Source organism: Rhizobium sp. CC-YZS058, assembly GCF_034720595.1.
Taxonomy (GTDB): Bacteria; Pseudomonadota; Alphaproteobacteria; order Rhizobiales; family Rhizobiaceae; genus Ferranicluibacter.
The window spans coordinates 14,719-25,266 of record NZ_JAYESJ010000001.1; the positions used below are offsets into that span (position 1 = coordinate 14,719).

Here is a 10,548-nt window from a genome sequence, read left to right on the forward strand (position 1 = left end):
GATTTGTCTCCCCATACACGGCGAATTCTACCGTAGACAATGGCGGACGCAAGAAGGAGGTCGCAGATGAAGATTGCCGTGATCTACCACAGTGGTTCCGGACATACGGCCCGCGTGGCACAGAAGGTGGCCGAAGGGGTGCAGCGAGTCGAGGGTGCCCGCGTCGAGCTGATCGCGCTGACCGGCGGTCCCGTGCCCTGGGAACGGCTGGAGGCAAGCGACGCGCTCATCTTCGGGGCGCCGACCTATAACGGCTCGCTTAGCGCCGGCTTCAAACAGTTCATGGAAGACTCGACCAGGCCGGCCTGGATCGAGCAGAAATGGCGCAACAAGCTGGCAGCCGGCTTCACCAATTCCGGCGCCCAGCATGGCGACAAGTTGAATGCGCTGATCGGCCTGTCGCTCTTTGCCGCGCAGCACGGGATGATCTGGGTCGGTCTCGACCTGATGCCCGGCAACAGCAGCAGCACGGGCAGCACGGCCGACCTCAATCGCCACGGCAGCTGGCTCGGCGTCATGACCCAGTCGAACAACGACCAGAGCGCCGACGACACGCCGAACAGCAGCGACCTCGAGACCGCAGCCTATCTCGGCGAGCGTGTCGCCACCGTCACCCGACGCCATCTCGCGGGCAAGGCCTGACGCGGGCAAGCCGCGCGAGCTCGCGCTGAAACCAGACCCCTTCTCTTCCTGATCGAGGAACGTTCTCATGTCCCCTTTTCCCACCGTCAGCCTGGATGACGTCAAGGCGGTTTCGCCGGCGCTCGCCCATTACACCGCCGATGCCTTGACGCAGGCGTTGTGGAGCCGGCCTGGTCTCTCGAAGCGCGACCGCAGCCTTGTCACCGTCGCGGCGCTGATCGCCAGTGAACGCAGCATCGGCTTTGCCCATTATTTCGCCCGAGCGCTCGACTGCGGCGTCACTCCGGCCGAGCTGTCCGAGATCGTCACGCAGGTGGCCTTCTATGCCGGCTGGTCCACCGCCTTCTCCGCAAGCCTTGCGCTAAAATCGCTGTTCGAGGACCGCGGCATCGGCACCGATCAACTGCCGCCGGTCTCGCCCGATCTGCTGCCGGCCGATGAGGCGCTGCCGGGCGATGCGATCCGGAAAGCTATCCTGGAAGAGCGCTTCGGCGGTTTCGTGCCGGGCCTCGTCGCGGTGACGAACAGCCTGCTCTATGGCGAGGTCTGGCTTCGGCCGGGGCTCTCGCCGCGGGACCGCAATCTGGTGACGATCGTCGCCTTCATCGCTGCGGGCCAGATGGAGTTCTTCGGGCTTTATCTCGACAAGGCCGTTCGCATGGGCGTGACGCGGGAGGAGGTGGCCGAGGCGATCACCCATCTCGCCTTCTATCTCGGCTGGCCGGCCGCGCTTTCGGCCGCCAATGCCGCCACGGCCTATTTCGCCGCACAGGCAGCGTGAACGGACGACCAGAGCAGGCGGTGCCCCGGCGCCGCCTGTTTTCGCGTCAGGCAGAGAGCGCCGTGTCGAGCTGGTCGACGGCGGCGATCACCCCGCGCAGTTCCGCCAGGCCCTTCAGCCGGCCGATGCAGGAATAGCCGGGATTGACGGTCTTGGTCTGGTCGTCGATCAGCAGATGGCCGTGATCGGGGCGGAAGGGAATGGTGCTGTCGGCGCGCCCGGCCTGCTTGCGCCGCTCTTCCTCCCGCCGCAGCACCGAGACCAGCGACACCATGTTGACGTCACCGTCCAGATGGTCGGATTCGATGAAGGAGCCGTCGGCCTCCGTCTTCACATTGCGCAGATGCACGAAGTGGATGCGCTCGGCAAAACGCCGCGCCATCGCCACCACGTCATTGTCCGAGCGGGATCCATAGGAGCCGGCGCACAGCGTGATGCCATTCGCTGGGTCGTCGACGGATGAAAGCAGATGCGCGACATCCGCGTCGCGCGAGACGACGCGCGGCAGGCCGAAGAGCGAGAAGGGCGGATCGTCCGGATGGATGGCCAGGCGTACGCCGCACTCCGCCGCAACCGGCACGACCTCTTTCAGGAATTCGATCAGGTTCGCACGCATGTCGTCCGACGTCACGCCGTCGAAACTGTCGATCTGCGCGCGGATGCCCTCGCGCGTGTGGCTGTCTTCCTTGCCGGGCAGGCCGGCAATGATGTTGGTTTCCAGCGTGGCGATTTCACTGTCGGAAAGGGCCGCAAGGCGGGCGCGCGCGGTCTCGACCAGTGCCGGCGGATAGTCTGCTTCGGCCTGCCTGCGCTTCAGCACGAACAGGTCATAGGCGGCGAAATCCGCCATGTCGAAGCGCAGCGCCAGGCCGCCGGTCGCGGTGGGGAAGCGTAAGTTGGTCCGCGTCCAGTCGACCACCGGCATGAAATTGTAGCAGACGACCGGAATGCCGGCCCGGCCGAGCGCCGCCAGGCTGTCCTTCCAGCTGTCGACATAGGAGCGCCAGGCGCCGCTGCGCAGCTTGATCGCCGAATTGACCGGAATGCTCTCGCAGACCGACCAGACCATGCCGGCCGCTTCGATCAGCCGCTTGTGCGACAGCACGTCCTCATCCGTCCAGCTGCGGCCGTCATAGATATGGTGAAGCGCCGTGACGATGCCATGCGCGCCGGCCTGGCGGGCATGCGACAGGGTCACCGGGTCCTTGGGCCCAAACCATCGCCAGCTTTCCAACATCACGCATCCTCCGCTTATGTTGGACAATAGGGACAAAATTTGGTCGATTTGGCAAGATGCAAATCGATTTGCAAAATTATGGCCAACATAATAAGCAGGAACCGGACAATGGGAGGCTCGTGTGCCAGGCATGCCGGAACAGGACGGCCGCAGTTCGGCGGTCGATGAGGTTGTCGGTCAGATCCGCAGCCTGATCCGCGCGCGCGGCCTTCGCGTCGGCGATGTCCTGCCTGGGGAGCTTGAGCTCGCGGAGATGTTCGGCTCCAGCCGAAACACGGTGCGCGAAGCCTTCCGGACCTTGAAAGCCTATGGCATCGCCGAATCGCGCCAGAAACTCGGCGCGGTACTGACCGACCAGCACCAGACCGCGATGCGCGATCTCTTTGCCTTCGCCATGGATGTCTCGGCCGATGCCTTCCAGGATATCCAGGGCTATCGGCGGCTCACCGAGATGAATCTCTTCGATCTCCTGGTGGAGAACCTGTCGGCCGAAATGATGGCGGCGATCGAAAGCATCAATGCGGCGATCCCCCTGGCCGAGAGCGCGGAGGAGGCTTCCGCCCTCGATTTCCGGTTTCACATGATGCTGGTCGCTTCTGCCGGCAACCGGACGCTGACCGAAACCTATGGCATGCTGCAGCCGGTAATTCAGCGGCTGATGATGGCCGGCAAGTCCCGCCGCTCGACGCTCGAAAGCGTCTGCCGCGAGCATCAGGCCATTCTGGACGCGCTGAAAGCCCGCGACAGGATCGGCTTCGCCTATCACATGGACCGACATTTGAGCGCAGGCCTGGTGTTCATTCCGGACGCCGGAGTCGAGGCGCAGGACGCAAGAGGAGGCGGCACTGGTGGGTGAGTTTACGGGTAAGGTGGCGGTGGTCACCGGGACGACCGGCATCGGCCGCGCCGTCGGTCTGCATCTCGCGCAGCGCGGGGCGAAGGTCGTCGCGCTCGGCATCGATCGCGCCGCCAATGCGGCCCTGGCTCTCGATGGCGCGGGCCATGATCTCCTCGTCCTGGAAACCGACGTTGCGGACCCCGCTGCCGTTGAAGCCGCCATCGCCCGAGCCTCAGCGCTCCAAGGCGGGATCGACATCATCGTCAATGCCGCAGCGGTGCACCCCTATGGCGACGCGGTCGAGACCTCGTTCGAGACCTTCATGCGCTGCATGGCCGTCAATGTCGGCTCCATCCATCTGATGGCGCAGGCCGGCGTTCCGGAAATGCGCAAGCGCGGCGGCGGCGTCATCGTCAATCTCTCCAGCGTTCAGGGTCATGCCTGCCAGAGCGGGGTCGCGGCCTATGTGGCGTCCAAGGGGGCGATCCATGCGCTGACCCGGGCCATGGCGCTCGATTTCGCGAAGGACCGGATCCGCGTCGTTTCCGTCAGCCCCGGTTCGGTGCGCACCCCGATCCTCGCGCTTGCCGCCCGCACGCTCTCCGGGCCGAATGCGGAGATCGAGGACGTCTTTGCCCGCTTCGGCGCCGCCCATCCGATCGGCCGCATCGGCGAGCCGGAAGAGGTCGCCGCCTTCATCGCGTTCCTCGCCTCCGACCAGGCAGGCTTCATCACCGGCAGCGACCATCGCATCGATGGCGGCCTGACCGCCGGCATCGGCGTGCGCTGAGAAAGAAAGATCAACCATGACCAAGAAACTGCTGCGATCCGACATCAACCGCATCCTGCGCGAGGCGGAAGCTTTCATGCTGTCGCACGGCTATGTGCTGCCGCCCTTTTCGCGCCTCAGCCCGGCGGAGATGCGGGCCCGCAGGAGCGAGCTTTCCGCCGTCATCACGGCCGGCCTCGGCTGGGACATGACCGATTTCGGCATGGGTGATTTCTTGAAGACCGGCCTGCTGCTGTTCACCACCCGCAATGGCCGGCTGGAGGATCTGAAGCGCGGCGGCGGCATGGTCTATGCCGAAAAGGCGATGATCTCGCGCAAAGGTCAGCTGACACCCAACCACACCCATATCGTCAAGAGCGAGGACATCATCAATCGCGGGGGCGGGGTGCTCGTGGTCGAGCTCTTCGGCGGCACCAGCGCGGCTTGCGACAGGGAAAAGGGCACCACCGTCTTCTGTGACGGGATCGAGCGAAAGCTGACTCCGGGCGCGCGGCTGCGGCTTGCACCCGGTGAAAGCGTGACGCTGATGCCCGGCGACTGGCACGCCTTCTGGGCGGAGGAGGGCGATGTGTTCGTCGCCGAAGTCTCGACCGTAAATGACGATGCGGCCGACAATATTTTCGAGGATCCTGCAGTCACCCGCTTTTCGGGCATCGAGGAAGACGAGGCGCCTTGGCGGCTTCTGGTTTCCGACTATGCCACCATGCTCGGCGATCCCTCGCACGCCTGATCGGCGTTTCAGGCAAGCCTGCGCAGCACGGCCGCGAAGGCGCGGTCGATCGCCTCGTCTTGCGCATGGCGGCCGTCCTCGATCCGCCATTGCCCGGCGACCATGACGTCGCGCACGGCGTCTCCCCCGAGCGCGAAAAGCCAGCGGTCGAGGATCTGGTCGCCTTGCGCGGCGGCGAGATAGGGAGAGGCTCCATCGAGCACCAGCAGATCGGCGGGTGCGCCGACGGCGAGGCCGAACGTCGCCTGGCCTGCCGCCTGCGCGCCGCCCTTAAGAACGGCCTCGATCATGGTCCGCCCGGCCGATGCGCCGGGGCCTACCACCAGGCGGTTCCGGCGCCGATCGCGCAGGCGCTGGCCATATTCGAGAAGCCGCAGTTCCTCCGCCACGCTGGTTGCGACATGGCTGTCGGTGCCGATGGCGATCGTGCCGCCCTTCGCCAGGAACTGCGTGGCGGGGAAGATGCCATCGCCGAGATTGGCCTCGGTCGCCGGGCAGAGGCCAGCGACCGCCCCGGAAGCGGCTAGCCGCGCGGTCTCCGCTTCGGTCATATGGGTGGCGTGGATCGCGCACCAGCGCGCATCCACGGGCAGTTCGTCCAGCATCCATTCGACCGGGCGGCGCCCGCTCCAGGCCAGGCAGTCCTCCACTTCCTTCTCCTGCTCGCCGACATGGATATGGATCGGACCGTGGGTGAGGCCGGACGACAGCAGGGCCTGCATCTGCTCCGGCGTCGCGGCGCGCAGCGAATGGATGGCTGCGCCCAGTGTTGCGCCGCCGCGTGCAAACGGTGTCTCCAGGCTTTCGAGCAGGCGCAGAAAGCGCTCGACATCATGGAGGAAAGGCCGCTGGCCGGCATTCGGCTCCGCGCCGCCAAAGCCGCTCTGGGCGTAGAAAACCGGCAGATGCGTATGCCCGATCCCGACCTCTTGCGCGGCTGCGAGGATGCGGAGCGAGGTTTCGCCCGGCGTCGCATAGGCGGTGCCATCTGCCTGATGGTGGACATAGTGGAATTCGGTGACGCGCCCGAAGCCACCTTTCAGAAGTTCACTATACAACTTTGCGGCAACGGCTTGCATGCCGTCGGGCGTCAGCAGCCCGGCCAGGCGGTACATCATCACCCGCCAGGTCCAGAAACTATCCTCGGTCGAACCGGCGGTCTCCGCAAGGCCGGCCATGGCGCGCTGGAAAGCGTGCGAGTGGCAATTGGTCAGGGTCGGCAGCACGGGGCCTTTCGCCCGCTGGTCGCCCGGCTGTGCTGTGGTTCCGCTGGTCAGCGCGGTGATGGTGCCCTGGGGGCCAATCTCGATCCGCACGCCGCCATGCCAGCCATCGGCAAGAAGCGCGCTGTCGCAGAACAAGGCCATCATCATCCCCATCGGTCGCCACCAACTTGTCTAGGGAACTTGCCATGGATCAGTCCCTCGGGCAAGCTGCCGGCGGCTGATGAGATGGGCGCGCAGGCCCACCTCAACGGCAATGTGAGGGGCGAGCCATGCAGGATCGAGGCGGGACGAAAGCGCTGTACGAGCGGGTGAAGGCGCAGATCCGCGCCCGGATCGACAGCGGCGAATGGCCGCCGCAGACGCGCGTGCCTTCGGAAAACGAGATCGTCGCCCTGTTCGGCGTCAGCCGCATGACGGCGCATCGCGCGCTGCACGAACTGGCGAGCGAGGGTGTTCTCCTGCGCGTCCGCGGGCGCGGGTCCTTCGTCGCGCCGCAGCGCCACCGCGTCGGCACCATGGGCGTGCGCAACATCGCCGATGATATCCGCGCCCGCGGTGGCGTCCACCGGGCGGAACTCGTCCTGGCGCAGGAGGAAGTCTGCGGCCCGGATCTGGCCGATGCGCTCGAGCGTGCTTTAGGGCTTGCCGTCTTCCACACGGTGGTCGTTCATTATGAGGATGAGGTGCCGATCCAGTTGGAAGACCGGTTCGTCAACCCGGATATGGCCCCGGACTACCTGTCGCAGGACTTCACCGCCCAGACACCCAATGCTTACCTGAGCCGCGTCGCCCCGCTCTCGCGCAGCGAGCAATCGATCGAGGCGGTCGCGCCGCAGCCTTGGGAGTGCCGATTGCTGGCGATCGGGCGTGGGGATCCCTGCCTTCTGGTCCGTCGGCGCACCTGGTCGGCAGGGCGCGCCGTCACCGCCGTTCGTCTGCTCCATCCAGGCACCCGATTCCGACTGGAAAGCTCTGCATAGCCGGCAGTTGATCACCGCTGGCGCGCTGGCTGCGCGCCGAAAACCTCGTCCAGGTCGCGATAATCCGGGAGGTCCGGGCGGATGATGGCGCCGGCGCGAATGATGGTCCGGTCCGACTGCGGCCGGGCAAACAGTTCGCCCGGATTGCGTGCCCGGAAGAGGAGAAGATCGGCGGAAGCGCCGACCTCGATCCGTCCATGCCGTCCAAATCCGGCAAGCGAAGCCGGGACGGCGGAAACGGCGGCAAACCAGGCGGCGAGATGATCCTGCGGATAATCGAGATGGCCGATGCGCACGCTTTCGCGCAAAACCTCCATCATATCGAGATCGCCATAGGCGTAGAACGGGTCACGGGTGTTGTCGGAGGCGAGCGCCACGGCGATGCCGGCGGCCGTGAGTTCGTGGAGCAGGGTCACGCCGCGCCAGCGCGGGGTGCGGTTCGGCGTGCGATCCTGCAGGAAAAGGTTGCAGAGCGGCAGGGAAACGACCGCAATGCCGGCCTTCGCAACCAGCGCCAGCGTCTCCTCCACCTCCGCCTCCGGCCGGATGGCGAGCGAGCAGCAATGGCCGGCGATGACCCTGCCGCCGAAACCCCGATCGAGAACCGTTCGCGCCAGCACGGACAGGCTGCGGGAGGCGGGGTCGCCGCTCTCGTCGATATGCAGGTCGAGATCGAGCCCATGCCGGCCGGCCGCCTCGACCAGATTGCCGATCGCCTCTTCGGCGCGATCAAACAGCGAAATCGCCCCGCCCAGCGCGCCGCCATAATGCTTCGCCGTCCGGGCAATCTCGTCCACCACGGTCTTGTCCAAGGCGAGATCCGGGCCGCAGAGTGCCACGGCCTGCAGGTCGATCCGCCCAGCCCAGCGTTCCCTGACCTTGGCGAAGACCGGCCAGGTGATCGCATGCTGCGGCGGTGCGGAGTCGAGATGGGTGCGGATGGCCGCCGTGCCATGGGCATAGGCGGCGCGCAGCGAAAACTCCATGCGCGCTTCGACATCCTCCGCCGTCCAATGGGCCGCCCGGTCGGCTGCCACCGCATCGAAGGCGCCCTTGAAGCTGCCGTCGGGATTGGCGCGGCGCGGGGTGATATGCCCCTTGTCCAGATGGGTGTGGAGATCGACAAAGGCCGGCATCACCAGCCCATAATCGGCTTCGATCACCTCCTCGCCCGGTTCTGCGGCAAGCGTGCCGCCGGCAGCAAGCGTCTCGATCCGCCCATCCTTCACGCGCAGGTCGTGGGTCGAGAATCCAGAGGAGCCGGCAAGGCGTGCGTGGCGAATGAGAAGGGGGGCGGCAGACGTCATGGAGCGCTCCGGAGCTTGACCTCGAAACTGCGCCACAGGGCGCCGGTGCACAAGATGGCACGAGCGGGCCGAAGGGGAAGAACGCCGGACGGGCGGAGCCGCCGATTTTCGAGCCACGAGAGGCGGCATGCGCCGGCAACTTGAAGCACCTAACTGTGAAATCTGTCATGCGATCGTTAAAAACATTGACATTTCAATGTTTCCGATTGAAATACACATGACAACTTCTTTGGAGCGAAACAGTGCTGGTCATTCTTGCCGACGATTTGACAGGCACGCTCGATGCAGCCGCCCCCTTTGCCGGGCGTGGTCTCGTCACGGAGGTGGTTCTTGCGCCCTCGGCGCTGGACGCCGCGCTTGCAAGCCGGCCGGATGTGCTGTCGATCAACGTTCGCTCGCGCGAAGTCGGCGCCTCTGCGGCAAGGGCGGCAACGCGGGCCTCGATCGCCAGCCTGCCGCACGATGCAACCCTGTTCAAGAAGATCGATTCCCGGCTCAAGGGGGCCATTGCCGAAGAGCTCGACGCCACCCCTTTCCGTCAGGCTCTCGTTGCTCCCGCCATACCGGATTTCGGCCGGATCGTGCGCGAGGGTGCTGTGGAAGGCTTCGGCGTTCCCACGCCGCTCCCGATCGCGCCCGTGCTCGGGCGCCATGCCGAACGGGCGATCATTCCAGATACGCAGACAAATGCCGACCTGTCGCACGCGCTGGAGGCCGCGCTTTCGAAAGGGGTCGATCTGCTGATCGGCGCCCGCGGCCTTGCCGAAGCGCTGGCGCTGCGCATGACGCAGGGGCGCCCGGCCGAGCGCGTGCGGGTTCCGGCCGGGCGCGGTCTCTTCGTCATCGGCTCGCGCGATCCGATCACGCTTGCCCAGATCGAGCGCTTGCGCCAGCAGCACAGGCTGCACCATCGACCGGCGCCAAACGGCGTCTTGGGTGCCGAGGGGGATGATGACAGCCGCCTGTCGCTCGTCCAGGCAGTGGACGGGGAGGCGGTTCTCTCCCCGGTCGAGGTTTCGCGTCACCTGGCTGCCGGCGTCCATCCCCGGTTGACGGCGGAGGCGGAGACGGTTCTTCTCTCCGGCGGGGCAACGGCGGAAGCGGTGCTGGAGGCGATGGGCATTGCGCGGTTCCGTCTGCTCGGCGAATGTCTGCCGGGGCTCGGCATTGCCAAGGCGGGGCGGCATCATATCATCGCCAAGTCCGGCGGCTTCGGGGGGCCGGACACGCTGTCGCTGATTGCCGCGGCGCTGAACGGGGAGATCGACTGAGACAATGGGACTGGAGAGCGGAACCGCACGCAAGAGCCTGAGCGACCTCGTCTTCGAGCGGATGCATCGTGCCATCAAATCCGGCGCCTATCAGCCGGATGAGAGGCTGCCGACCGAGCATGATCTAGCCGCCGAGTTCGAAGTGTCGCGGCCGATCATCCGCGAAGCGCTGCGGCGTCTGCGGGACCAAGGCCTCATCTATTCCCGCCGCGGTGCGGGAAGCTTCGTCAGGGCCCTGGGGCTGAAAGAACCGCTCGGCTTCGGCCAGCTCGAAAATGTTGCCGATCTTCTCAATTGCTACGAATTTCGCCTGACGCTGGAGCCGGCTGCAGCCAGCGCCGCGGCGGCGCGCCACACGCAGGACAGCCTCGTCGATATACGCCGGGCGCTGGAACTGATGCGCGACGCAACGAACCGCCAGTCGCACCGGGCGGATGCCGATTTCCAGTTCCATCTCGCCATCGCCCGGGCCGCGCGCAATTCCTATTTCTCCACCGCCATGGAAGCGCTGAAGGACCATATTGCCGTCGGCATGAAATTCCACGGCGCCTCGGTCAAGCGCGATGCCGAAGGCCTGACCCGGGTCTTTGCCGAGCATGAGGCGATCGCCAATGCGATCGGCTCCGGCGATGGCGCAAAGGCCGAAGCCCTGATGCGCGCCCATCTCGTCGGCTCGCGCGAGCGCCTGTTTCCCACCCAGTGATTGAGCCGCGGTGTTTCACCCCTGCGGCCGAAGAGCGAGCCCG

Annotated in this window: 11 protein-coding genes; 8 read left to right on the forward strand and 3 right to left on the reverse strand. The window is 66.0% G+C overall.

The window, feature by feature from the left end:
* The first annotated feature begins 66 nt into the window (after positions 1-66).
* Both U8330_RS00080 and U8330_RS00085 read left to right on the forward strand, forming a co-directional pair.
* Positions 67-642, forward strand: coding sequence for a flavodoxin family protein (locus U8330_RS00080; protein ID WP_323103015.1), 576 nt, complete (start codon positions 67-69; stop codon positions 640-642).
* A 67-nt stretch (positions 643-709) separates the two neighbouring features.
* Entirely contained in the window at positions 710-1,423 is a 714-nt protein-coding gene (locus U8330_RS00085) for a carboxymuconolactone decarboxylase family protein (protein WP_323103016.1), read from the forward strand.
* A gap of 46 nt (positions 1,424-1,469) precedes the next feature.
* Here U8330_RS00085 and uxuA read toward each other — a convergent pair whose 3' ends face one another.
* On the reverse strand, positions 1,470-2,660 hold the full coding sequence (uxuA, locus tag U8330_RS00090; RefSeq protein ID WP_323103017.1) for a mannonate dehydratase: 1,191 nt from the start codon (positions 2,658-2,660) through the stop codon (positions 1,470-1,472).
* Positions 2,661-2,790: 130 nt separating this feature from the next.
* On the opposite strand from uxuA, the gene U8330_RS00095 reads away from it, so the two are divergent.
* Genes U8330_RS00095 through U8330_RS00105 form a run of 3 tightly spaced genes read left to right on the forward strand, consistent with a single transcriptional unit; the run spans position 2,791 to position 5,018 of the window.
* Complete coding sequence (locus U8330_RS00095) at positions 2,791-3,516, forward strand: FadR/GntR family transcriptional regulator (RefSeq protein WP_323103018.1); 726 nt, start codon at positions 2,791-2,793, stop codon at positions 3,514-3,516.
* The gene (locus U8330_RS00100; RefSeq protein WP_323103020.1) at positions 3,509-4,288 is read left to right on the forward strand and encodes an SDR family NAD(P)-dependent oxidoreductase; all 780 of its coding nucleotides are present in this window, start codon (positions 3,509-3,511) and stop codon (positions 4,286-4,288) included. The genes U8330_RS00095 and U8330_RS00100 overlap by 8 nt, the downstream gene beginning before the upstream one ends.
* A gap of 28 nt (positions 4,289-4,316) precedes the next feature.
* Positions 4,317-5,018, forward strand: coding sequence for a D-lyxose/D-mannose family sugar isomerase (locus U8330_RS00105; RefSeq protein ID WP_323107058.1), 702 nt, complete (start codon positions 4,317-4,319; stop codon positions 5,016-5,018).
* Positions 5,019-5,026: 8 nt separating this feature from the next.
* Here the strand turns inward: U8330_RS00105 and hutF are convergent, their stop codons facing one another.
* Positions 5,027-6,388 (reverse strand): formimidoylglutamate deiminase, encoded by a 1,362-nt coding sequence (gene hutF, locus U8330_RS00110; protein ID WP_323107060.1) that lies wholly within the window; start codon positions 6,386-6,388, stop codon positions 5,027-5,029.
* Between the two features lie 125 nt (positions 6,389-6,513).
* On the opposite strand from hutF, the gene hutC reads away from it, so the two are divergent.
* Positions 6,514-7,224, forward strand: coding sequence for a histidine utilization repressor (gene hutC, locus U8330_RS00115; protein ID WP_323103022.1), 711 nt, complete (start codon positions 6,514-6,516; stop codon positions 7,222-7,224).
* An 11-nt stretch (positions 7,225-7,235) separates the two neighbouring features.
* On the opposite strand, the gene U8330_RS00120 is transcribed toward hutC, so the two are convergent.
* A complete protein-coding gene (locus U8330_RS00120; RefSeq protein WP_323103025.1) occupies positions 7,236-8,531 on the reverse strand; it encodes a cytosine deaminase in 1,296 nt (431 codons plus the stop codon).
* Positions 8,532-8,773: 242 nt separating this feature from the next.
* On the opposite strand from U8330_RS00120, the gene U8330_RS00125 reads away from it, so the two are divergent.
* A complete protein-coding gene (locus U8330_RS00125; protein WP_323103027.1) occupies positions 8,774-9,802 on the forward strand; it encodes a four-carbon acid sugar kinase family protein in 1,029 nt (342 codons plus the stop codon).
* A gap of 4 nt (positions 9,803-9,806) precedes the next feature.
* Positions 9,807-10,505 (forward strand): FadR/GntR family transcriptional regulator, encoded by a 699-nt coding sequence (locus U8330_RS00130; protein ID WP_323103029.1) that lies wholly within the window; start codon positions 9,807-9,809, stop codon positions 10,503-10,505.
* Positions 10,506-10,548: the final 43 nt, after the last annotated feature.

Excerpts from the sequence above, each read along its gene's own strand:
- U8330_RS00095 (WP_323103018.1), top strand. The coding sequence starts at position 2,791 with ATGCCGGAACAGGACGGCCGCAGTTCGGCGGTCGATGAGGTTGTCGGT.
- U8330_RS00120 (WP_323103025.1), bottom strand. The coding sequence starts at position 8,531 with ATGACGTCTGCCGCCCCCCTTCTCATTCGCCACGCACGCCTTGCCGGC.
- hutC (WP_323103022.1), top strand. The coding sequence starts at position 6,514 with ATGCAGGATCGAGGCGGGACGAAAGCGCTGTACGAGCGGGTGAAGGCG.
- U8330_RS00130 (WP_323103029.1), top strand. The coding sequence starts at position 9,807 with ATGGGACTGGAGAGCGGAACCGCACGCAAGAGCCTGAGCGACCTCGTC.
- hutF (WP_323107060.1), bottom strand. The coding sequence starts at position 6,388 with ATGATGGCCTTGTTCTGCGACAGCGCGCTTCTTGCCGATGGCTGGCAT.
- U8330_RS00085 (WP_323103016.1), top strand. The coding sequence starts at position 710 with ATGTCCCCTTTTCCCACCGTCAGCCTGGATGACGTCAAGGCGGTTTCG.
- U8330_RS00080 (WP_323103015.1), top strand. The coding sequence starts at position 67 with ATGAAGATTGCCGTGATCTACCACAGTGGTTCCGGACATACGGCCCGC.
- uxuA (WP_323103017.1), bottom strand. The coding sequence starts at position 2,660 with ATGTTGGAAAGCTGGCGATGGTTTGGGCCCAAGGACCCGGTGACCCTG.